The sequence below is a fragment of the Pseudomonas lundensis genome (genome assembly GCF_001042985.1).
GTDB classification, from domain to species: Bacteria; Pseudomonadota; Gammaproteobacteria; order Pseudomonadales; family Pseudomonadaceae; genus Aquipseudomonas; species Aquipseudomonas lundensis.
Map to the genome: position 1 here is coordinate 105,702 of NZ_JYKY01000002.1, position 22,713 is coordinate 128,414.

At 56.3% G+C, this 22,713-nt stretch carries 25 protein-coding genes and 1 pseudogene; 10 read left to right on the plus strand and 16 right to left on the minus strand.

The genetic code is table 11. The features are described from left to right. Positions 1-19: 19 nt before the first annotated feature. The 11 genes from TU74_RS02215 to TU74_RS02265 all read right to left on the minus strand — a co-directional run bounded on the left by TU74_RS02215 (position 20) and on the right by TU74_RS02265 (position 10,807). On the minus strand, positions 20-364 hold the full coding sequence (locus TU74_RS02215) for a head decoration protein (RefSeq protein ID WP_048374857.1): 345 nt from the start codon (positions 362-364) through the stop codon (positions 20-22). Continuing rightward, complete coding sequence (locus TU74_RS02220; RefSeq protein ID WP_048374859.1) at positions 361-1,494, minus strand: head maturation protease, ClpP-related; 1,134 nt, start codon at positions 1,492-1,494, stop codon at positions 361-363. Before TU74_RS02220 ends, TU74_RS02215 begins: the two co-directional genes overlap by 4 nt. Then, positions 1,491-2,975, minus strand: a complete 1,485-nt coding sequence (locus tag TU74_RS02225) for a phage portal protein (RefSeq protein ID WP_047275421.1) — start codon at positions 2,973-2,975, stop codon at positions 1,491-1,493. Before TU74_RS02225 ends, TU74_RS02220 begins: the two co-directional genes overlap by 4 nt. After that, positions 2,976-3,182, minus strand: coding sequence for a phage head-tail joining protein (locus TU74_RS02230; RefSeq protein ID WP_047275423.1), 207 nt, complete (start codon positions 3,180-3,182; stop codon positions 2,976-2,978). It lies immediately after the preceding gene. Positions 3,183-3,184: 2 nt separating this feature from the next. Then, a complete protein-coding gene (locus TU74_RS02235) occupies positions 3,185-5,215 on the minus strand; it encodes a phage terminase large subunit family protein (protein WP_048374861.1) in 2,031 nt (676 codons plus the stop codon). Next, positions 5,205-5,813, minus strand: a complete 609-nt coding sequence (locus tag TU74_RS02240) for a hypothetical protein (RefSeq protein ID WP_048374863.1) — start codon at positions 5,811-5,813, stop codon at positions 5,205-5,207. The genes TU74_RS02235 and TU74_RS02240 overlap by 11 nt, the downstream gene beginning before the upstream one ends. Before the next feature lie 160 nt (positions 5,814-5,973). After that, on the minus strand, positions 5,974-6,312 hold the full coding sequence (locus tag TU74_RS02245) for a phage holin family protein (RefSeq protein WP_047275720.1): 339 nt from the start codon (positions 6,310-6,312) through the stop codon (positions 5,974-5,976). Positions 6,313-6,580: 268 nt separating this feature from the next. Further along, positions 6,581-7,063: a hypothetical protein gene (locus TU74_RS02250; RefSeq protein WP_048374865.1), complete on the minus strand. Its 483-nt coding sequence runs from the start codon at positions 7,061-7,063 to the stop codon at positions 6,581-6,583. Positions 7,064-7,390: 327 nt separating this feature from the next. Further along, positions 7,391-10,108, minus strand: coding sequence for a DUF5906 domain-containing protein (locus tag TU74_RS02255; protein WP_048374867.1), 2,718 nt, complete (start codon positions 10,106-10,108; stop codon positions 7,391-7,393). Further along, entirely contained in the window at positions 10,105-10,326 is a 222-nt protein-coding gene (locus tag TU74_RS02260) for a TraR/DksA C4-type zinc finger protein (protein ID WP_047275436.1), read from the minus strand. Before TU74_RS02260 ends, TU74_RS02255 begins: the two co-directional genes overlap by 4 nt. Beyond that, a complete protein-coding gene (locus TU74_RS02265; protein ID WP_048374870.1) occupies positions 10,319-10,807 on the minus strand; it encodes a phage regulatory CII family protein in 489 nt (162 codons plus the stop codon). The genes TU74_RS02260 and TU74_RS02265 overlap by 8 nt, the downstream gene beginning before the upstream one ends. A gap of 581 nt (positions 10,808-11,388) precedes the next feature. Between TU74_RS02265 and TU74_RS02270 the strand changes: the two genes are divergently transcribed. The 8 genes from TU74_RS02270 (at position 11,389) to TU74_RS02305 (ending at position 15,700) form a co-directional block, all read left to right on the plus strand. After that, positions 11,389-12,147: a LexA family transcriptional regulator gene (locus TU74_RS02270; RefSeq protein ID WP_053069951.1), complete on the plus strand. Its 759-nt coding sequence runs from the start codon at positions 11,389-11,391 to the stop codon at positions 12,145-12,147. Between the two features lie 325 nt (positions 12,148-12,472). Then, positions 12,473-13,036: a deoxynucleotide monophosphate kinase family protein gene (locus TU74_RS02275; protein WP_048374872.1), complete on the plus strand. Its 564-nt coding sequence runs from the start codon at positions 12,473-12,475 to the stop codon at positions 13,034-13,036. Between the two features lie 11 nt (positions 13,037-13,047). Next, positions 13,048-13,329, plus strand: a complete 282-nt coding sequence (locus TU74_RS02280) for a phage antirepressor KilAC domain-containing protein (protein WP_048374873.1) — start codon at positions 13,048-13,050, stop codon at positions 13,327-13,329. Next, the gene (locus tag TU74_RS02285) at positions 13,326-13,700 is read left to right on the plus strand and encodes a hypothetical protein (protein WP_047293134.1); all 375 of its coding nucleotides are present in this window, start codon (positions 13,326-13,328) and stop codon (positions 13,698-13,700) included. Before TU74_RS02280 ends, TU74_RS02285 begins: the two co-directional genes overlap by 4 nt. Further along, positions 13,697-13,939 (plus strand): pyocin activator PrtN family protein, encoded by a 243-nt coding sequence (locus TU74_RS02290; protein WP_047275447.1) that lies wholly within the window; start codon positions 13,697-13,699, stop codon positions 13,937-13,939. The genes TU74_RS02285 and TU74_RS02290 overlap by 4 nt, the downstream gene beginning before the upstream one ends. A 52-nt stretch (positions 13,940-13,991) precedes the next feature. Continuing rightward, on the plus strand, positions 13,992-14,333 hold the full coding sequence (locus TU74_RS02295) for a hypothetical protein (RefSeq protein ID WP_047275449.1): 342 nt from the start codon (positions 13,992-13,994) through the stop codon (positions 14,331-14,333). 47 nt (positions 14,334-14,380) lie between these two features. Continuing rightward, entirely contained in the window at positions 14,381-15,202 is an 822-nt protein-coding gene (locus TU74_RS02300) for a YfdQ family protein (RefSeq protein WP_048374875.1), read from the plus strand. Positions 15,203-15,415: 213 nt separating this feature from the next. Next, a complete protein-coding gene (locus TU74_RS02305) occupies positions 15,416-15,700 on the plus strand; it encodes a pyocin activator PrtN family protein (RefSeq protein WP_047275453.1) in 285 nt (94 codons plus the stop codon). Here the strand turns inward: TU74_RS02305 and TU74_RS02310 are convergent. Then, entirely contained in the window at positions 15,678-16,811 is a 1,134-nt protein-coding gene (locus TU74_RS02310; RefSeq protein ID WP_048374877.1) for a site-specific integrase, read from the minus strand. The genes TU74_RS02305 and TU74_RS02310 overlap by 23 nt on opposite strands. Before the next feature lie 100 nt (positions 16,812-16,911). Here TU74_RS02310 and dusA point away from each other — a divergent pair, with 100 nt between their 5' ends. Continuing rightward, positions 16,912-17,922, plus strand: coding sequence for a tRNA dihydrouridine(20/20a) synthase DusA (gene dusA, locus TU74_RS02315; RefSeq protein WP_048374879.1), 1,011 nt, complete (start codon positions 16,912-16,914; stop codon positions 17,920-17,922). A gap of 75 nt (positions 17,923-17,997) precedes the next feature. Here dusA and rssC read toward each other — a convergent pair whose 3' ends face one another. The 3 genes from rssC to TU74_RS02330 form a co-directional block, all read right to left on the minus strand. Continuing rightward, entirely contained in the window at positions 17,998-18,480 is a 483-nt protein-coding gene (gene rssC, locus TU74_RS02320; protein ID WP_047275460.1) for an anti-sigma factor antagonist RssC, read from the minus strand. Then, positions 18,477-19,661, minus strand: a complete 1,185-nt coding sequence (rssB, locus tag TU74_RS02325; protein ID WP_047276147.1) for a two-component system response regulator RssB — start codon at positions 19,659-19,661, stop codon at positions 18,477-18,479. The genes rssC and rssB overlap by 4 nt, the downstream gene beginning before the upstream one ends. 337 nt (positions 19,662-19,998) lie before the next feature. Continuing rightward, positions 19,999-20,688: an MlaA family lipoprotein gene (locus TU74_RS02330; RefSeq protein ID WP_047275462.1), complete on the minus strand. Its 690-nt coding sequence runs from the start codon at positions 20,686-20,688 to the stop codon at positions 19,999-20,001. Positions 20,689-20,982: 294 nt separating this feature from the next. On the opposite strand from TU74_RS02330, the gene TU74_RS02335 reads away from it, so the two are divergent. Next, positions 20,983-21,246, plus strand: coding sequence for a DUF4404 family protein (locus tag TU74_RS02335; protein ID WP_047282686.1), 264 nt, complete (start codon positions 20,983-20,985; stop codon positions 21,244-21,246). Between the two features lie 78 nt (positions 21,247-21,324). Here TU74_RS02335 and TU74_RS23930 read toward each other — a convergent pair. After that, positions 21,325-22,687, minus strand: a pseudogene (locus TU74_RS23930) (IS3 family transposase). Positions 22,688-22,713: the final 26 nt, after the last annotated feature.

Consider the following 22,713-nt stretch of genomic DNA (forward strand, 5'->3'; position numbering starts at 1 on the left):
CAGTAAAGAAATGGGCGGCTTAGCGCACGATCACAAAGTGTTCAGCCAGCGACTTTTCGCCCTCGGGGTCGAGGCCGGTCAGGTGCGCTTCGCTGACTTCGGCTAGGCGCACCACCGCACGGCCACGGCGCACGATGTCGGACTCGCCCAGCGGGCCATGCAGGATGGCGACGGCGGTCTGGCTGCCGTCTTCGGCGGTCGGCACGTACGGCGCGAACTCGCCCGAGGCCGTGACCAGACCCAGCACCTGGCCGGGGTTCAGGGCCGGGCCAGCGGCCACGTTGATGGCTTCGCGGGAGATGTTGCCCGCGCCTTCGGAGAGCAGGAATTCGCCCGCGTGCATCGGCTCATGTTTGATGGTCATGCTTTTACCCCTGTCTGGGCGGCGCGACGGGCCGCGTAGATCGCGTTGGTGTCAGGTTGTTTGGCCTGGGTTTTGGGTGCCGGGTCATCGTTGATCGGCAGGCTGTTGTCGATCTCAAACCCGCCGCCACTCACCAATTTGTCGAACAGGCGACCGCGCACTGCTTCGGCGGTCAGCCCGGACGCCACGAACTGCTGGGTGAACTCCGGCAGCCGCGCCGCCACGCACAGGTCGCGCACGGCCTTGGCGTTGGTGATGGCGGCGTTAACCGTGGCTTCGTCGGCCAGCTTGGTGGTGTTGATGATGGATTCGATCAGGTTGCTGATCCCCGCGGCGTTGCAGCTCTGGGTGATCAACAAGGCCAATGCGGCCGAGTCAACAATGGGCGGTTTTTCCGGTTCCGGTTCTGGTTTAAGGTCAGGCTCCGGTTCTGGCGGCTGTTCTGGCGGTTCCTCCAACTGAGCCAGCAAGGCTTGCGGCGCATGCTGATAACGCTGCAATGCGCCGCCCTGCCCCAGACAAGCTTTGACGGTGACCCCCTCGCCCACTTCATCGGCCAGCCCCAAGGCCACCGCTTCACTTGCGGTGAGCCAGGTTTCGGCATTGACCAAACGCCGCAGCTCCACTTCGTCGATGTTGGGCGACTTGGCCTTGTAGGCGGCGATGATGACTTCCAGCGCCTGATCCAGTGCGGTGGCGACCTTGCGCAGATCCTCGGCATCGCCAGCCGCGTAGGTCCACGGGTTGTGGATCATCAGCATGGCGTTGCTTGCGATCACCACCTTGTGCGCCCCGCACACCGCGACACTGGCCGCGCTGGCTGCCAGCGCATCAACCCGCCCGGTGCAGCGCTCGCCTAACCGCGACAGGGCGTTGTGAATGGCCAGCCCGTCGAACAGGTCGCCGCCGATGCTGTTGAATGCCACCACAATCGGCGACACGCCGTCGTCCATCGCTGCCAGATCGCGCACAAACTGGTTGGCGGTGATGCCCCAGGTGCCGATCTCGCCATAGACGTAGACCTCAATGCTGCGGGCTTCGGCCTCGCCGCTGGCCTTGAGGCTGTACCAGTGTTTGTTTTGCGGCGGCGCGGGGTCTGCCGCCTTATTGAAAATGCGTAGCCTGTTCATGGCGTCTCCTTGTCGGCCGGTTCGGTGGGCAGCTCGACGAGCGTTTTGTAATTGAGGCCCAGCTCGCGGGCACGTTTTTGGTCAGCTGCGTTTTCTTCGTCGACGGTTTCGGCGTCGTAGCCCTGACGCAGGACCATTTCGCTGCGGGAGTTGAAGCCCGCGTTGACTTCCATCATGCGTGCCTGAATGTCTTGCACCGGCTGGATGTAGGCCCAGCCTTGCGGCACCCAACGGGTGCGCAGGTATTCACGGCGCCGTTGCGCGTAGTCGACCAGTGTCAGACGACCGGCGAGCACGGCCATGTCCAGCCACGCCGCGCGCACCGGGCGGCACAGTTGGTGCACGTACACGCCAAATTGCAGTTGCTCCAGACGGCGCCGGAACTCGTTGAGCACCACCCGTAACGCCCGGTCATTAACCTCGCGCATGTCGCCGGTAAGAATTTCGTACGGCGTGCCGGTCCCGGCCGCAGCGGCCATCAGTTGTTGGCGCATAAAGTCCGGGTAGTTGTTGCCCGCATCCGGCGGTTTGGAGAACTCCACCTCTTCGCCCGGCCCCAGTTCCTGCATGGTGCCCGGTTCCAGCGCGACCATCGGGGTGAAGCCGTCGCGGTCTTCGGTCAGCGGCAAGCCGGTGACCGGGTCGCGCGGTTGTTGCGTGGCTTCGGGCGGTGGCCGCGAGATAAAACCGGCAAACAGGTTGGCCACTTCCTGACGGAACAAAACCGCGTCGTCGTAGTTGTCGAGGCTGCGCAGGCGCTTAAGCACTGGGGCCAAACGCGGCACACCGCGCAACTGGCCCGGCTCGACCGATTCGAAGATGTGCAGCACTTGTTCCGCTGGCACACGCACCAGTTGGTTGTAACCGGCGTTCAGCGACGAAGCGTCACGCGGGTGGACGCGGTACATGTGATAGGCCACGCGCTTGTGCGCCGGGTTGAACTCGATCCCGGCGCGGATGCTGTTGCCGTTTTTGCATGGTTCGAATTTGTCGTGCGGCACAAACTCCGGGGCCAGCACCTGGAGCTGCAATGGCACGGCCAGATCCTCGTCCAGACCGCGAGGCCGCAGGCGTACAAAGCATTCACCGGCCGTTTCCACTGTGCGGGCAATCAACGCCTGCTGGCCGTAGAAGTCGGTCAGGCCATCGGCGTCTGACTCGTCGACCCAGTCATCCCACAGGTCTTGCTGCAACTTGCGCAGGGCATCGTCTTCGGTTTTGGGGCGCGGGGTGATGCCGGTGCCGATCAGGTTGCTGACGCGTTTGTCGATGACGTTGAAGGCGTAGGGATCATTGCGCACCGCTGAGCGCGAACGGGCGCGCAGGTTGCGCAAGGCCGGGGTGTTGAGGCTGTTGATGCCGATGTCCGGCGCCTCCCAACTGGCCGAGCGCCTGCCCTCACCGGCCCCTTCGTAACTGGCTTTGATCCGCTCGGGCAACAGAAAGCCGTTGCGGGTCAGGGTTGGATACTGGCGCGCCATTTAAAGCCCCTTGCCTGCGTGATACAGCCGGATCACCCGCGAACGCGGCCCCGTGGCGGCGACCAGCGAACTGCGGATTTGATCGCGCGCCTTGAGCAGCTCATCGACCGTGCGGTATTCCACGGTGCGGTCGGCGTAGCGCACGGTTTTCTCGCCACGCGCGATGGCCGACTCAACGGCGTCGAGGTGCTTTTGGGTAAAGGACATAATCAGCGTCTCTTGAGGTAGCCGCTTCGACTGACACGGCGAGGCGGTGCAGCAGCAACCGATTTTGGTGTGTTTACGGAGTGAGTGACGACAACTTGTGGGGGTGCTGTTTGAAGCGTTTCAACTGGGCGGGCCACGGGCTGGACTGATGTTTCAGGTTCGCTGTCGTCAACAGGCAGCGTTTTGTCTTCAAACAAATGGTGCTGCATCAACGATTGCCGCACCTTCTCCCAGTCATTTTCGTGATAACGATGCAGACCGAGGTATTCGGCCATCGCCAGTGCATACACCATCAAGTCGAGCGCTTCGTTGCGCTCGGCCTTGCTCTTGGTCCACTCGACCCGACGCTTGCCTTTGACGTACCGGGCGACTTTGCGCTCGGCGACGCATTGAGCAAAGAAGTCGTCCGGCAGGTCTTTTGCGAAGTGCAACGCACCGGGGCCGGACTCCAACGGGTATCGGTTGTAAATCCAGTCCTTGGCGGTGTCGGTTCCGATCATCCACAGCTCTGCACCGTTCTTCTCGATGTTGCCGCGCCAGTTCACATCCACCCGCGAAGGTCGCTGGGCGATGATGTTTTTGCTTGAGTGGCTGTCGCCCTTCACTGCAAATACGTTGCGCCAACGGCGAATCCGGCAGAACTGATACACCTCGTGGGTGTGGTGCCCGCCTGAGTCAACGGCTGTTGCCAGAATGCCTAAACCCACACCACTTGCATGCCGGTAGCGCACTTTGAGTTTGTCATCGAGCACTTCCCAGGTTCGGGAATCGCACGGGTCGCCCATGATCACCTGGTGATCGATCACCCAACGCTCCATGCCCATCCCCCAGCCAATGACGATGAACTCAAGGCGGTTGCCTTGAACGTCCACTGCTGCGGTGAGCATCAGCGCGCCTATAGGGACTGTGCCCAACACATAGTTTTCGGCACGCGCCCTTGCCTGCAAGACATCCGCTTTGGTTTGCTCCATTGCGTTGTCCCAAGGCAGTGCAAGTTTTGTGTTGTAGAACACCTGCATCGTCGCTTGGTCGCCCTGTTTTTGCATGATCAAGGCGTCGTCAAAATCCTTGGCCAGGGAGGACCAGCTCGTCCAGCCCAATGGCGCATACAAGGCATTAAGATGGAATCCGATAGTTTCCCCATCACCCTGCGCGTGAGCACGCCACTCGCCTTTGGAGAGCATCGTGGCCTTAGCGTGTTCATCAATCATTGCGCCGCAGTCAGGGCCGCTGCACAGGTATTGCACCAGGCGGTAATTTTCATCCCACTTGAGGTTGGTCCACTCCAATACCTGCATATGGCCGCAATGCGGGCATGGCACATAGAAGTGACGTTGGTCGCTCATCTTGAATAGATCGGCAATGCGCGACGCACCTTTGATCGTGGGGGAACTGGAGAAGTAAAACTTGGCGTTGCGGCCAAACGTGGACGCTCGCGCCTCGGCCAGTTTGACCGGATCACCCTCGTTATCAATGTCCATCTCCCAGCGATCCACCTCGTCGCCATACACATAGCGCACGGACTTCTCCGCAAGGTTGGACGATGAGCCGGCCGTGGCAATGAACAAGCGGCCACCTTCAAACTGTTTGTTCTCCCACGTGTTGGTGCCTTTGCGCGAACGCGGTACGACAACTCGCTCACGCAATTCAGGAACGGCTTCGACGGCTTGGTCAACGCGGCCTGCAACGCTTTGGGCCAGCTTCTGCGTGGGCTCCAACAGCAGGATATTGGCCGGTGCCATGTGGATACAGCCGCCGATCCAGTTCAGCGCGATCTGAGTTTTCATCAACTGCGAGGCCACCATTGTGACGACTCGCTTGCAAGGGTGTGCCGGCGAAAGGCAACGCATCGGCTCACGCGCATAAGGGGTGCGTTCAGTACGATATGGGCCAGGCTCAGCAGCGCCAGAGCTTTGAGGGATTCGCATATAGCGATCAGCCCACTCATCGACCCACAGCTCTGGCTCTGGGCGCAGGCCACGAAAGTAGCCCGCGCGGTAGACCTCTTCGCCTCCCCGTTGATTACTGAGCATGGTTGTCCTTCTTGATTGACAGTGAGTGCCGAAGGTCGGCCGTTGACATGCGCTCGGCGTCCTCAAGTGCTCGACGGATCGAGGCCATAAGGTGTTTTTCAATACCCCAGGCATCGGTCATTGCCGCCAGCTCAGGCGCGATCTGCGTGGGTACAGCCAACAACAAGTCCCGCAGAAGCCGTCCCGTGGTGTAAGCCGCCTCATCGACGGCAGCCATCTCCACCAACGTGCCCTGATTTTTGTAGAAGTCCGCCTCGACGGTCATGGCGTTGAAGTGCTCGCGACGAGCGCGAGCCTTGTGGAAGTCAGGGCGCAGACCACCCGTTTCAGATAAGTCACCCGGCGCAGCCTGTAAAAACGCCGCCGGGCCTACTGGATCAGCCGAGGGGTGACCTTTGCTGGCTCGCTCTTGCTCATGCCGGACAGAAACGTTGACTTTGCTGGGATCACTCGTTTTATCGATCAAGGCATTTGTTGCTGCCACATCCACAAGCCCTTCAGGGGACAACACCAAACGCCCTTGTTTAGCGAGCTTGGACACCCATGCCTTGGACCAATTACGACTCGCGGCATACGCCGACTTGCTCAGATATTCCATGATTGAACTACCAGTTAACCCGATGAATACAGGCAGTTAACTGTTAACCGCAGTTAACTAAGTTTGAAGGCCAGCCAGTTACGCTTTCCCGCGGGTTTCCTGCCCCGTACCCGTGGATATTCCCCAGGGTCCCCGGCAGGTTTTGAACATCCGGGGATTATTACGAGCGATCCGATGGCGGCACGTCACAAACACCCAGCCGCTTGGCAACCCAACGCTCATAAAGCCCAATGGCCACATCCGCCCCGGCCATGGCCGTGAGGCAGCCCAGTGCCGAAGACGCCCAGAGCGAAACGCCGTTGACGTGCAACAGCATCATCGTCGACAACCCGCAGACGACGCAGGCACCGGAGCGCAAGACCAAGCGCCGCACCAGTGACCAGCCTCGCGCCCCGTCCTTGTCCGCCCGCCACATCTCGCCGGACACGCCACCGATCATGGACAGGACGATCAGTAACCAGATCGGCATATCAGCTAACGCTTGTTGCTCTGTTGTCATGTTTAGCCTCAATCAATAGAACAACGCGGGTGCTGAAAAAAGAAAACCCCGCCGGGGTGGGCAGGGTTTTCAGTGCGCTGGTGGGTGCCAGGGCGAGGTGCACAGCACGTGCTCGGGTAGCGCTCAGGCGCAGAATTCATATCGTGGGGACGTTTTACCCCTGTTCGGTAAAACCGAAAAGAGGTGTTTTTCGGTCATTTTGCCCTACTCACTTTGACGCCACTTTGACGCAGGTTTGAGGCAAGTCACCCCGACGAGCGGTCAACGCTTAACCGGCTTGACCCAGCACCGTTGCGCGGGTCAGGTTGGTTGCTTGGCTGCCGCTGCGCCGGGTGTAGCCCCGTGTGGTGCCACTTCGAACGGTGAGGATCAACATCACTTGTTGATGCAACCGCTTCACCCAGTTGCGATACGTTTGGTCTGCCCCCTCGGTAATGTCGAGCAGTCGCATCTGCTCACGTCGCGGCATGGCGGGGTGATGCAAATAACGCAGTCTGGCCAGCTTGGCCAATTGCTTGCCTTTGGTTGACTGACGGTCCAGCTCGGCAACGGCTGCTGCCACTTCGCATGCGATGTGATCCATACCCGCGCCCGCTCCTACCAACAGATCCCGTGAACCTGCCGTGCCCCGAGGGGCGCAGCCGCCGTATTGCATGATCGTCGCCATTGGACTGCCCAAGCCACCGGCCTCGCCAACGTGGCAGTGCTGCTCACCCCAATGCTGCATCAGTTCTTCGATTTGCTGAATCATCCCCATCTACTCCCTGAAAAACCAACCTGACACAGAAAAGAACCAACCCGACACACACCTAATACACTAAAAAACCTTTAAAAACATAGCCTTAATGCTCTATGTGTTGGGTGTGTCAGGTGTGTTGGGTTTCTTCTCACGTACAAGAAATAATTAACGAACATCAACCTTTGGCTGATTGCACATGCACACACGCCCGCATGTGCGAGAAACCCGCCACACCTGACACACTGATCCCGAAAGCCTTTAAAGACGTGGCCTGTAGCTGTGTCAGGTTGGTGGTTCTAACCCGCCACACCGTCAACACACCCCACACACAATGAGCCGTCATGCTGCGCTGTCCTGTCGTTGCCCGAACTTCACGTGTTCCCAACTGCCCACACTCCAGCCGCCTGCCTTGGCTGCTTCGCGCCATGTCACAACCGCAGCGCCCAGCCCGGCTGCTGTCAGGGATGGGGGCGGGGAAGGTGCAGCGTCGATACCCGACCAAGGAAAGAAAAACGTGCCGAAAGAGCGCCGCGAACCATCCATCCAGGGCTTGCCCTGAATCTTGTCCACTTCTGTGGAGATGAACCCGCTGAACTTGGTATGACTCAAGGTGTGTTCCTTGTTGCGGTGGCACCATTCCAAAAACAACGCGTACAGATCACTGCTGACGCACACGCTGAACGGTGCACCCAGCAGGCCGTTGCGCCACTCACGCAGAAAGGTTTGCCAGCTCGCCATGCTCAAATCCACCAAACGCTGACGGGCTTCCGTGTTGGGTGGCCGGGTGCGTTGATCGAAGTCGCCCAGGTCATAGCTGAGTAGATAGTCATAAAGCGCCGGGATGCCCTCGTTGGCTAACTCGTACTTCACCCGCTCCTGCTCATCCGGCCCTAGCGTTTCTTTGGGCCAGACCACCAACATGCGCCGGTCATTCTCACCAATCGGCCACGGCATGATCTCATTGGAAAGAAACACCGCGTTCATATGGTTGGCTTCTTCCCAACCGTTCACAAACTTGGACTCCATGCGCACTGTTTTGCCGGTAACCATGTGCTTGATCTTGCCCACCTGGTTGTAACGCTGATCACGGCTGACCACTTCCTCAAACACGCCGTATAGCTTGTTTGACTGCCACACCGTCCAGCTTGACTCCAACTGCGACTGCCCAACCGTGGCTGCGTATTCGCCATAAACTGCGCCCATGATGTCGCTGAGTAACAAACTTTTACCGCTGCCTTCCATCGTAGAGTGCAGCAACACAGCGGTGTCCATCTTGGCGCCGATGTTTTGCAACGGGTAAGCCAACCACTTGATCAGCCAGTCCGTGGCAGCTTCGTCGTGGTTGCACAAGAAGCTGAACAGCGAGCGCAGGGTGCGGCATTTGTTCGGCTCATTGATCGGAACCAATGGCAGCCCTTCAAAGGTATTGATGTACACCTCGGGGTCTTTCGTCATGCGGGGGTCAAACACGATGTGTTCCATGTCCACGGTGCGACGATCCGGGCTATTCAGCCACATGGCGTACGCATCACCCAAGGCCATGCGCATGGCGCCCTCGGGGACTCGACGGCGACACTTGATGTCCCATGAATCTTTGGTGCCATCTATATAGACGTAACGTTCGGTGGGGCTCATGCCCTCCCCCGACACCTGCTTAAACTTGGCCTCAGCCTTGGCTTTGCTGGCTTGGCGCTCCGCCATGTCGTCAGCAATAACTTTTTTTTGAGCGGACTCAAACCAGTCCTTGGCCAGCGCTTTCGTGACCAGCAACTCAAACGCGGGCTTTTTGATAATCACGCGCTTGAACATGTCGAAAACTGCGGTCTTACCTTCGATCAGGGCGAAGCGCTGGAAGATACGGTCTGCCGTCCACTCACCCCCCCCGCCCCCCTCAGGTGCAGGAGCCGCTGCGCTTGCAGGCATAGAATCGCACGGCCTGCTGGCATCCTCAGAAGGGGTCGGGGGAAGATCCGCAGGCGATGGTCGAGACGATTGCTGCATGCCCAACATCCGCGCGGCATCTTTGACCGCCTTGGATTGGTCTCCGCCGTGCTCAAGCAGGCAAAACACCTCAAATGCATCGTTCTGATGACCATTGGCCAGCGGATCAGCGCCGTGGTGCGAGTACAGCTTGTCATCGGTAATGGTGATGCCCGGCAAGCCGGTGCTGCTCTGCGGGTAGAGCCATTTGCTGCCGCGCTTGATGTAGCCGTGCGTGCGCAACAGTTCTTCAACATCATGACAGCGGTTGAATTCATCAATCACCGAGGGTCGGTTGCCGGGCGCCTGCACAGGTGCCCTGGTCGGCTTGGCTTTGGGCTTTTCAGTCTTTGGTACCCAAGGGCAAGCTGACTCGGCGTCACGTTTGAAAATGTCCCAGTTCTGCCAAATGTTCAGCAGGTCACTGGTCAGTACTGGCAACCCCTCGGCGGAAGGAGGCGTGCGCCAGGTATATGGTTTGCCGGTACCGGGATGAATAGAGGGCGGCAACACGTCTTGTACTAAACCCGCACGCAACTCGAAAACAGTAAAGCGCTTGAAGTGCTCAGCCTCGTCGCGCGCGGCGGCTTCGCCCACCAGATCGCCCGCGTCTTTTGCTGCTTTGGCTTTTGCGATCAGACCTTTAAAAATCGACCCATCAGGGTCGTTTTCATTGGGCCATGCCAGCGAGTGACGGGTGAGGTCTATTCCATCGGGCAACTGAAACAGGATACGAAAACGCGCCGGGTTACCCACTACGGTCGGGTAAACCAATGCCATTGCGTCCAGGTCCAGGCCGAGAAGCTCGTACAAGACGTGACGTGTCCACTGCACATCGTCCACATCCAATGAGCACACGCGGCTAGGGCCAAGCACTACGCCAAGGTTGTGCGTTGGGTTTGCTGCCCAAAACGCCTCAGCCGCGCTCGCATCAGTGATGTAGCCGCCGGGTTTATTCCAGCCCAACCCCTTTGGAGCTTTTTCACCGGGTTCGATGGCCACCAGTGCCAAGTTGAAAGTATCAATGTAGCGTTGTGCCCATGTCGCCATCGGCACAGCTTGAGAGCGGTCAGTCATCTGCGGCGCTCCCGCAACTCTTCGCAGGAGATGCAGGTTTCACATCCTTGGACTGCCTGCTGCCTAAGCAGCGGAATGGCGTCATCGCAATCCACGCAAAATTCGGCACTGGCCGTGGCATTGGCTTCGCGTAGACGTTTCTCAAGCGCGCGTCGCGCTAGAGCACGCTGCAAAAACTCATCCGCATAGTCGTTAGCCAGATCGACGTCATCAGCCATTGTCGCGATCCTCCATTGCCTGACGTGCGCCCGTCATGATGCCCAGCACCTCACGGATAACGTCCATGCCGCGTTTTTCGAGCAGGGCGACTTCGTGAGCTTCCCAAACGGCATCGACCACACCGTCGTGCATGCAAGATACAAACTCGCCAGATTCATGAAGCAATTTGCCTACCGCTTTCAACGCTTCTTTTGTAGCAGGCACTGGCGTTGGCTTGTACCAAACGGCCCCGGCTGGACGCACTAAGGCATCAAGCAAACGCGGATCAGCCGTGAGGCGAATCACCTCCTCCAGCTCATCCGGCGTCAGCCAGCGGCGCTCTTCATCAAGTTTGAGTTTCTTTTGCAGGGCGTCATTGTCGATCACCATCGCAAACGCTAAAGCGGTGACGCCACCCTTATAGGAACGCCCTGCGCGATACAGCGCGTGACGCAATGAAAGCACCGGACCAGCGTCCGGTAATAGATCGATGCGACTCATAACCGTAAAAACCCCTTTTACGGTGTAGCCATAAAGCAGGGCACGCCCTATCCTACGACCACGACCGATGTGCATGTGCTGTGTATCGTCGTCGCTGGACCGGAGGATCTTTGGTGAGAGGCTCCGGTTCAGCACCCTTTTAGCGATGTTGTTTTACTGCTGCATCGCTCTGTCGACCCGGTGTTTCTTTGGTGAGAGGCTTTGGGTCGATGCTTTCTTATGCTGCTTGGTCTGGCTCAAGATCCTTAGGGATACAGAACACGTCAGGTCGAAGGCGAAACCGCGAAACTCCTGTAATAAACTCGGCCCGCACAACCAGCTCTGCAGGCAAAAAGCCTCGCTTCAACCAATACGAAACAATTTGCTGAGATACAGGCCGCCCAGAAGTCGACATGGCTGATGCGAATGCGACCTGGCCTTTAGCGGAATCCACGGCGGCCACTAGTGCCTCGCGCATCTCTGTTTTTGGGCTCATGAAGACCTCAAAGCGAAAAGTACAACCGGAAAATACACGCTAATTTGTATTCAGGCAACAAATTAGCGTGTTGGAACCAATACAAAAGGGTTTGTATCCTCCCCGCATGACCAAAACAACGCGCTCACCCTCACCTGTAGCAGCACTGTTCAAGACCCGCAGGAAGGCCCTGAAACTAAGCCAGGTAGCCCTCGCTGATCGAGTCCGCGAACTACTAGGCCCTGATGAAACATTCAGCCAGCAGACTTATGCTGCTTTTGAAGCAGGCAACACCCAGAACACCCGATTTGCATTACAGATAGCTCAGGTGCTTGGGCTATCCATGGATGAAGTATCTGGCATCAGTCCTACTGCAAAGACAGCGCCCAAATCTGTCACTGCCGATGCGGTAATGCTTGGACCTATCGAAGTGTGGGATGACGAAACCCCGCTAGACGACGATGAGGTAGAGATTCCTTTGTTAAAGGAAATAGAACTGTCTGCGGGCTCGGGCTGCTCTGCAGTTGAGCACTATTCAAAGTCAAAGCTGCGCTTTGGAAAGATAACCCTAAGACGACAAGGCATAGATCCCGCAAATGCCATTTGCGTGACTGTATCAGGACACAGCATGGAGCCGGTCCTACCCAGCGGCAGTACAGTAGGGGTGGATCAAGGGAAGCAAGACATCAAAGATGGCGATATCTATGCCTTGAGGCATAACGATCATCTGCGTGTAAAAATTCTTTATCGCCTGCCATCAGGTGGCATCAGGATGCGAAGCTTTAATCGCGATGAATACCCCGACGAAGAGTACTCCCCAGAAAAAATCCGCAACGAAGACATATGCGTTCTAGGACGAGTATTCTGGTATTCGGTCCTGAGGTAACAAATCAGGCAATCAAAAAAAGCCCGTTTATTCGGGTTTTTTATTGTAAATAAAAAATAATACAAATTAGCGTGTTGACCAAATTACAAATTGGATTGTAGTCTTTGTCTCGAAACCTCTCACCAAGAGTACGAGCCATGCAGACTACACAGCACAGCAGCACCCGCTGCCGGATCTATGTCCATCCGGCAGCCTGCACCAGTCGCGCTTCAGTTGAAGATATCCAGCGCAGCACAGGCCTACTGGTCATCATCAATAATCCGCAACGAATCGCTTTAACCACTAAACATGCTGAAAACCTCGCTCCACTCGGAGGTGACGCAGCATGAAACAGGTACTGATTGGACTGGCAGGGCTTGCCCGCTCGGGCAAAACGACCGCAGCGATGCACTTGGCCAGCACCCATAACTTTCAAACCTACGCCTTTGCAGACCCACTGCGCGAAGGCCTGATGACCCTCTTCAATCTGACCGCGCGTGATTTTGACGACGAACACAAAGAGCAGCCTGTCGACTGGGTCGGCCACTCAGCGCGCGAGTTGATGCAATCGCTGGGCACTGAATGGGGCCGCAATCAGATCCACCCCGATGTGTGGGTGTGGCTGGCCGAGCAAAACCTTGAGCTTCTCGGCCAGATCAACGACACCACCAGCGGCTTTGTGATCAGCGATCTGCGCTTCGAAAATGAAGCCACTTTCGTTCGGGAAAAAGGCGGCCTGGTCATTCACCTGCTGCGTGCAGACGCACCCAATGTGAACCCGCATATCAGCGAGTCCGGCATCTCCATCCATGACAACGACCTCGTTCTGCATAACGACGCGTCGATTGAGGACATGACCGGTCAACTGGACGAAATCTTCACAGCCCTGTGCGCTCGCGCAGCGGCTTAAGGAGCGCCCACATGAACAGAACCCTGGACGCCACGGCCGCCCTGCTCGGCTTGAAACCACGCGCCTTTCGCACACGATTGCGTGAGCTCGGCATTTTGACCCAGAGCGGTGAGCTGGCCAGCAAGCACCGCGACCAGGGTTACCTGTACGTAGACACCCGTAGTCGCTGGAACACGAACATCAACACCTTCAGCCATTACGCGGTTGTGATGGTGAAAGAACCCGGTGTGGCGTGGCTGAGCAAGAAACTGGGCATCACCCCATCCCCTACCCATAAGGACGCCGCCGCATGAAACAGAACGCAATCACCCAAGCGATAGGCGCCCTGAAGCTGGTCCCGATCTTTGTCAATAACCCCGCGATTATCAGCCGCGCCACGCTTATTGGCGCGTCAGCTGAAGCCGTAACGTTGCTTGAAGCGCTTCCCGCGGTTACGGCGGAGTTGGCTGAGGTATTCCGGTGCGTAGACGCCGTTATTAATGATGGACAAATCGCCTACGTCACACCGACCCGCTGCCCTGAATACCCCTATGGCGCAGTGATCGCAGACAGCAAGGGCCAGATTTGCGCGGCGGCAATGGGTAAAACCAAAGAAGGCCTGGCCGAGTTGATCCGCCTCAAGCTGGTGCCCCAACAGAAGGGGTGCGGGGAGGATGCGGCGTGAGCGACACACTCGACCAGTTACGAAGGGAGTTCGCCACACCCTGCCCAAGCCTCACAGCAGTCCGCGAACGTTACTTCACGCACATCAGAACTGATCGTTACCTGCTCAGCGAAATAAAAGCCGGGCGCATTGCACTCAAGGTCACCCGCCTGCACCGCTCAAGTCGAGCCAAGCCGGTGGTGTACCTGCACATGTTGGCGGCTTACCTCGACGCGCAAGCGCCCAACCAAGCCGCCTGAGTATTCCCCTGAAATTCAGGGCCACTGCAACCAACGTAAAAAGGCACAGCACATGAGCAAATCACGTCCATTCATCGACACCCTGCGCGATATCGAAGCGGGCGGGCTATTGGATGAACTCAGCGAAACGCAGCACAGCCTGATCGATGCCATCCGCCTGACCGGCAAAGGTGGCGAGCTGACTATCAAGCTCGCCTACAAACCCGATGGCAACGGCCAGATGACCATCAAGGCAGACGTGAAAGCCAAAGAGCCGGCCTTGTCACGCGGCACATCTCTGTTCTTCCTGACGCCTGAGGGCAACCTCACTCGCCGCGACCCTCGCCAACAAGACCTGGCACTTAGAACTGTGGGTGAAGAAAAACCCGAAGTTCTGCGACAAGTCAGTCAATAAAAAACTCTCGCCTCTCACCATTTGCACTACCCACTGGAGCACATCCAATGCAACAAGCCCTGCAACAGCTGTTCAGCTACGCTCAATCCCTCGGCAAGCCCGTCGATCACCCTGGGTTGGCCGCGCCAATCGCCCTACTCCCGCAAGATGTCTCGCTCAAAAGCCTTGAGCACCTGCTGCCTGCACCGACCCGTGCCAAACAAAAGCTCACCGTGCTGGATGCTGAGTCGTTCATCGACTACGTGAATCGCTTCGCCACTTCGGCAACAGCCGTATTCTGCAACGGCCCGGAAGGACGCACCTTCTCGGCAGTGATCGACTACCACCAACCAGACTGCCCGGCGTGGCTAGAGCATGTAGCCACCTATCGCTGCCCCACCACTGTTGAATGGGGCCGCTGGAAAGAATACGACCGCAAACGCATGGACCAAGCGACCTTCGCTGAATTCATCGAAGAAAACGTGTGGGACATTACCCAGCCTGCCAACGAACAAAATGCACCAGGTGCAGCGGATATGCTGGAAATCAGCCGCACCCTTGAGGCCAAGAAAAACATCACCTTCCGCCAAGGCACACGCCTCGACAATGGCCAAGTACAACTCACGTACAACGAAGAAATCGACGGCCGTGCTGGCGAAGCTGGTCAGTTGCGTATTCCTGAGCAGTTCTTCATTGCAGTGAAACCCTTCCTTGGCGGTGATGCGTTCTGCGTGCCTGCGCGGTTCCGTTATCGCATCCAGGACGGCCGCTTGATGATGTGGTTCGAACTGGTACGCCCGGACAAGGTACTTGAAGAAGCCTACAACGCGGTGCGCGACAAAATCCAAGCCGCCATCAATGAAGTGCCGCTGTATGAAGCCACTTTGTAATTAATCATCCGCGTCAGCCCGCCTCCGTCATCTCACCAATGATCCTGGCGGCGGGTTTTAATGAGGTACACATCACATGCAAGTACGAAACGAAGATCCAAACTGCGCGATCTTTCATCCCATGTATGAGGCAATGCTCGACGCATGCCCCGCCATCGCCAAAGCAACCAAATAATCCTTTCGCCACCCCGAGCGGCGCAACAGAGATAGAATATGAATACTCAATTTCTGCTACTTGCGCAGTATGGCGGCCAGGCAATCATTCCTCTTGAGCGAGTGTGCGCTGACTACTTTAGCCATCTGACACCCGAAAAGATGAAGATGAAAGTCGCAGCAGGCCAGATTGACCTGCCACTTGTAGCCATCGAACGCAGCCAAAAATCAGCACGCGGGGTTCACCTTGCCGACCTGGCTGCCTATCTGGATACCCAGCATGCACGTGCTCGCACGGAGCATGACAAGCTGATGCGCAACTCTAGTCTACGCCGCGCTTCTTGATTCGCTTCCGGGCCTCAATGATGGGGCCCGTTACTATCGTCTCCAGCCAAGACCAGTTTTCGTAAGGATCGCCATTCCCTTTCAAGTGCGTATATCTGCGCATTGAATTCCAGTCCCGGTGGCCGGATACAGAGGCCACTTTCGGGATATCCCAGCCCATTTCAAATAGGCGGCTGACACCATCGTGGCGAAGGTCATGAAAGTGCAGGTCATCGATCTCAAGAAAGTGGCAGGCACGGGTAAAGGATGCCGAGATAGAGCGAGAGTTGTAAGGGAAAACATCCTCTGCAACCTTTGGCATAGACATCATGATCCGCCACGCTTCATCAGGGACATGGCACCAAACGTCATTGCCGTACTTCTGACCCGGATTCTTCATATCAGTGATCAGAACCATCTGGCGCTGCTCATCTAAGGCATTCCATTTGATGCGCGTGATTTCTTCCTGTCGACGCGTAGAGAACAGCGCAAAGGCCGTCACCCGTACCATGTCTATTTCCTGCTTGCGCCGGTCTCGCATCTCACCGAAGTATTGAAACAGCTTATCCAGTTCTTCAAGTGTTGGGCGACGGTTCCTTTCCTTGCTGCGTGTCACCGCGCCCATCTTGCGCAATACCTTGCGCGCATCGGGCATGGCCATTGGATCGATGTCATAGCCCCACGCTGGCCGCGCCACAGAAAGCACGGCCCCCAAGTGAGCCAGGTCATTGCCCACGGTCTGCGCCTGTATGCCATCGTTCGTCATTCGTCCATCAGCGTACTCCACCAGCTTCTGGCTGGTGATCTCTCTATCCTCAAGCTTGCCTAACCAGGTTTCACCGATAGCCTTGAGTGTGGCGCGCTTGGTCTTCCCTAGCGGCCTCAGCTTTTCGTACTCCAAAAGGTAGCGGTCGATCATCTCCTTGACCGTCACACCTGATCGATTGGCCTTCTCGATTGCTCCAGGAACTGACATCTCAGTTTCGACACGTTTGATCCAGGCCTGCGCAGTCGCCTTGCGGTCGAACGTCTGGCTTTCCTGATAAACTGTCACACCCTTTTGCATGATGCGGATCTGCGCGGTGTAACCCGTCGATCCATCTCTGCGCTTGCGAACGGTGATAGTGCCCATGATTTTGCTACACGAATATTCGGATTTGCTACATTGTAGCAACGAGCATTCAAAAACAAGCAAAAACAGCGGTAAACAGTAGTGAACGAGAGTTACCCGAATGCACACCATACCCGCAGAAAACCTAGCCAGCCCACTAGATTCGGTATCTAGGAGGTTTTCTGTTGCACCTATGATGGATTGGACCGATCGTCATTGTCGTTTTTTCTTGCGTCTGCTTTCTAAGCACGCTCTCCTTTACACCGAGATGGTGACCACTGGCGCGCTTTTACATGGTGATGCAGAGCGTTTTCTGCGGCATGACGTGACCGAACATCCGCTGGCATTGCAGCTGGGGGGAAGCACGGCTGCAGATTTGGCGGCATGTGCACGCTTGGCGCAAGATGCCGGGTATGACGAAGTGAACTTGAATGTCGGCTGCCCGAGCGATCGGGTGCAGAATAATATGATTGGCGCATGCCTGATGGCTCATCCCGCGTTGGTGGCCGATTGTGTTAAAGGCATGCGCGATGCGGTGTCGATACCGATTACGGTCAAGCATCGCATCGGTATTAATGGTCGCGACAGTTACGCACAACTGTGTGACTTTGTCGGCACGGTGAGGGATGCGGGGTGCGAAAGTTTTACAGTACACGCGCGAATCGCGATTCTTGAAGGGCTCTCCCCCAAAGAAAACCGGGATATTCCGCCCTTGCGCTACGACGTGGCCGCACAGCTCAAAGCCGATTTTCCAGCGCTTGAGATCATTCTCAATGGCGGGATCAAAACCCTCGATCAATGCAAAACGCATCTGCAAACGTTTGATGGTGTGATGCTGGGCCGCGAGGCTTATCACAACCCGTACATTCTGGCCGAGGTCGATCAGCAGTTATTTGGCAGTGAAGCGCCGGTCGTCACCCGCGCCCAGGCATTGGCGTTGTTGCGCCCTTACATTGCTCAACATCTGGCAACTGGCGGTGCGATGCATCACGTAACACGCCATATTTTGGGGCTGGGCCAAGGTTTCCCCGGCGCTCGACGCTTTCGCCAGTTGCTTTCAGTGGATATTCATAAGGCTAAAGATCCTCTGGCGCTGCTGGATCAAGCCGGGGAGCTGCTGGAAGGTCGCTGACACCGCAACAAAAAGGAGCCGATCCTGCGCAAGATCGGCTCCTTTTTATGTATGGCTGTTATGCATGGCCTGGATTCAATGACGCTCGAGCGCATTGACCAGATCATGAAAAGCCTCGTGGTTGGAATCATTCAAGCTCATGAGGATTTTATGGGCTTCCAGCACCTTGACGCGTACGACCTCCTCCGACTGATCTTGTGAAGGCAGATCGGTCAGACACTCAGGGCAAGGCAAGGGCGTACCCACGATATTGAAAACCTGATCAAAACCCATGGATTGCAGCAGACGGGTAATGTCTTCATGGGTGGTCACGACAGTGGGCAACAAGCCGACTTTCTGCCGGGACAGGATCGACAATTTCGCAAGCAGCCCCAGCGTTGTGCTGTCAATGCTGCGCGTATCGGTCAGATCGATCACGATGGCGGAAAAATTCAACGCCGTGAATATTTTCTCTATCGTCGCATCCAGTGCCGAACACAAGGTCAGGCGCACTTCACCTACAAACTTCAGGACGAAAGTGCCATCCTGTTCGGCGAACTGAATTCTACCGGTACTCATTTCAGATTCCTGCTTAACACCAACAAGGCGATATCATCCGGCATCTCCCCGAGCGTAGCTAAACCAAACACTTGGCGCAGACCTTCCAGGCTGCCGCCCGCTGCTTTCACCAATTGAGGCAAAGCAGCTTCTTTCTCTTTGAGCGTCTGCTCAGTCAAAAGATCCAAAATTCCGTCGGACATCAGCGTCAGGCTGAAAATGTCAGGCAGTTTAAACGTGTGATCTTCATAGGTGGCTTCTTTAAACAAACCGACCGGCAGACCCCGACCTTCCAGATAACTGACGCTGTCAGGCGTGTACAGCACCGGCAAGGGCAGATGCCCACCAATGCTGTAGGTCAACAGGCCGCTCTCTTCATCGATGACCCCGCCAACCATGGTCACATGCTTGCCCAGCTTGCAGTTGATCAGGCCACGGTTGATGTGCCCCAACACCTCGGAAGGCTTGAACTCAGGCAGTGTACCGTTGCGTTTGGATTCAAACAGCAAACGTGTGGTCATGAATTTGAGCAACACCGTCACGAAAGCCGAAGACGCCCCGTGACCTGAAACATCAGCCAGATAAAACGCCACGCGGCGCTCGTCCACCCTGAAGTAATCAACAAAGTCGCCCGACAAATACAGCGACGGAATGATCTGGTGCGCGAAATCAAACTCATCGATGGACCAGGGGCTGACGGGCAGCATGTTCATCTGCACCTGTCGGCCTGCGTTCTGATCCTCCTGCAGCAAGTGCAGACTGGCTTCCAGCTCGCGATTGGCGGATTCGAGCTTCTCACGGTAACGCTGGTTTTCCACTAACAAACGGGCGCGATCAAGGGCACGATGAACGGAATGCTCAAGCACTGCCAGGTCTTCGAGGGGCTTGATCAGATAGTCAGCTGCCCCGAGGCGCAACGCCTCGACCACGTCACTCATGACGCCCGCGCCTGAAATAACGATCACCGGGGTCACGGGAGACTGAAGCGTCACTTGGCGAATCAGCTCAAGGCCACCCATTTGCGGCATCCGCAAGTCACAGATGACCAAATCTGGCTGTTCGCGCTCGAAGACCTGAAGTCCCTGCAAGCCATTACTGGCCTGGAGGACGCTGAAGCCGCTGTCTTCCAGATAAGCCGCCAGACTGGCGCGTACGACGTCGTCGTCATCAATGATCAGCAGCGTGGCACTGGTTTTTTGCATGTGGGCAAATGGCGCCAGAATTAGGTTGGCATTAAACACGCACTGAGCGGGCTCAACGACTGAATGTACTGTGAAACACCTTGAACCGGTATTGAGTATTGCTCAGTTCTACAAAGGTGCTCGCGTAAGGCGCAGACGGTACTCCCATCCGCGGGGGGTTTCAAGCTCAGCCCGATGCTGGCAGACGGAGTTCCACAAGGGAAATTCCCCACAGTTATAAGAACCATCGCAGAGCTGACTAAAAGCATGGTCAGTTACGTATGATTTGCCCGCTTAAACGCCCTGAAAACAAAAAAGAGCCCCGAGGGGCTCTTTTGCGCAAGCGGTAAAAAACGGTTTAAAAATCGTCTTCTACCTGACCATCCTTCACCTTGAATTCGCGGTTTTGCAGGTAGGCATTGCGGATAAATACGTATTTGTCGCCCGTGATCAGTTTTTCAGCCGACAGCAAGCTGGCGCGGGTATCGATCACGTCCATGCCGATCGCCATGTTGCGCGCCGGGATGTCGTTCATGTAACGGTAGGGTTCGGCGTAAGTGTCCGGGTAGATGGCTACCGCGTCACGCACCGTGCTTGGGCCCAGCAGCGGCAACACTACGTATGGACCACTCGGAACACCCCAGCGGCCCAACGTCTGACCGAAGTCTTCTTCATTGCGTTGCAGGCCCATTTTGGTGCCCACATCGAAGAAACCACCCACACCGATGATGGTGTTCATCAGCACCCGCGCAGTATCCACGCCCGCTGCGTGCGGCTTGGCCTGCAACACATCGTTGGCCAGGTTACGCACGTCACCGATGTTGCGGTACATGTTATGGATACCGTCCTCGAGGAACTGAGGCGTGATGTATTGGTAGCCCTGAGCAATTGGCTTCAAGGCATAGGTATCAAGGGTGTCGTTAAACTTGAAAATGACACGGTTGACACCTTCCCACGGGTCATCTTCGGTCGCGGCCTGAGCCGTAAAGGGCAGCATGGCCACACCGGCAACCAGACACAATTGGGCTAGACGATCATTCCAGCGCATAGCAAATAACTCCTAGGCAACACTTACACTCGGGCGCTATGCCCTGGTTTTGGGCGTTAGTATAACGAGAAATGCCGAACAGGCAGCCCCCTTAACGACACAACGTGCAATCTGCTCACCCCCGCCGACCTTCAAGCGCCTCCTTGAAGGCCAGAAGACAGCGCATTTTTTCAGGCGTACGTGATAAGGATCATGCCAAGTCGACATGAGTGGATTACTCTAAAGGCCCGCTTGATCGACCTTTTGTTCATTACGATGGTCTATCGCACAGCCTCTCAATAAAGGATGAACGTTATGCCTGCCCGCGAACTGCAAGAACAACTCGACACCCTGCGCGAGCAACTGGAAAAAAATCCGCCGCTGAGTGAAAAAGAGCGTGAAGATTTGAATCAACTGGCGGCGCGAATCGATGCTGAAATCAAACTTGAGAACGCCACGCAAGACCACAGCCTCGCCGACAACCTTAATCTGGCTGTAGAACGCTTTGAAGTGGAACACCCCACCCTGGCCGGCACACTGCGCAATATTGTCCAGACACTGGGCAACATTGGCATCTAAACCACAGCGGTCATTAAAAGCAAAAAAGCCCCGACTCAACCGAGCTGAACTGACCCCATTAAGTTGGACAGTTTGAAGCTAGGGCCTTACGGGCTGGGTTCTGTATTGAACAGGACTCAGCCCTTTTAGCTTCAGCTTTATGCGTCGTGATTGTAATAGTGGATGTAATCATCCAGCCCAGCCTTCAACTGGTCAACGCTGGTGAAGCGGTTCAGATAGTAAAACTCGGTTTTCAGCGTGCCGAAAAAGCTCTCCATCGTCGCATTGTCATAGCAATTTCCCTTTCGCGACATACTCTGACTCAACTCTCTTTCCTCAAGCTGACGTCGATAGGCGGCCATCTGGTAGTGCCAACCCTGATCTGAGTGAAGCATGGGTTTCTCATGCGCTTTCAAGCAGCTCAGCGCTTTTTTGAGCATGTCGCTCACCATCGAAAAGCGAGGTGCGGTCTCCATTTGGTAGGCCGCAATTTCGCCGTTATACAGATCAAGAACAGGCGAAAGGTACAGTTTCACCCCCGCGACCTTGAACTCTGTAATGTCAGTCACCCATTTTTGATTGGGCTGCTCGGCTTCGAACCCACGCGCCAAATGGTTAGGCGCTATACGGCCTACAGGGCCTTTATAGGAGCGGTATCGCTTGGGTCTGACGAGCGATTTCAGCTGTAGCTGCCCCATGAGGCGCTGGATTTTTTTGTGGTTCACCACAGTGCCTAAGTGACCGATAGCGGCTGTGATGCGCCGATAGCCATAACGGCCCTTGTGTTGCTCAAATACAGATTTGATCTGCGTCTTGAGCGAGGCGTGCTTGTCCACCACCTGCAAAGCTTTCTGCTGGTAGTAAAACGTACTGCGTGCCAAGCCAGACGCTTGAAGCAAACCGTCCAATGGGTAGTGCAGCCTCAATGCCAGAACTATTTGCGCTTTTTGGCGCGTGCAGCCAGTTCGTCTGCCTGGATCAAGGCTTTCAGCTTTTTTAAATAAGCGTTCTCCATCCGCAAATACTCCACTTCGGCGAGCAGTTGCTCACGAGACGGCGAGTCAGCATCACAAGAAGTGGTAACAGGTTTGGATGGCTTTTTGGACATTTTGGCTGCAGGACCTGGTTTGCGAGAGGTCAAAGCCTCAATGCCGCCACTGTAATACTGGCGCTCCCAAATACCTACCTGATTGGCGTTGCGAAGGTGGAACAAAGCCGTCGTCTCGCGATAAGACAGCTCATCACGCCACATTCGTTGCAAGACAGAAAGCTTGAAGCCTGGGCTGTATCGGCGATGTATTTTTTTAAGGCTTGCGGCACCGTGGATGCGGTAGCTGGCGACCCACCGGCGCAGCATTCCAAACTCTATTTCATGCTTGTCAGCGGCCACTCGATAGCTTGTGCCGCCAGCAAGGTAAGAGGTTATTGCTTCAAGCTTGAATTGCTCTGAGTATTTGCTGATGAAAAAACACCCCAAAAGTCAGGACG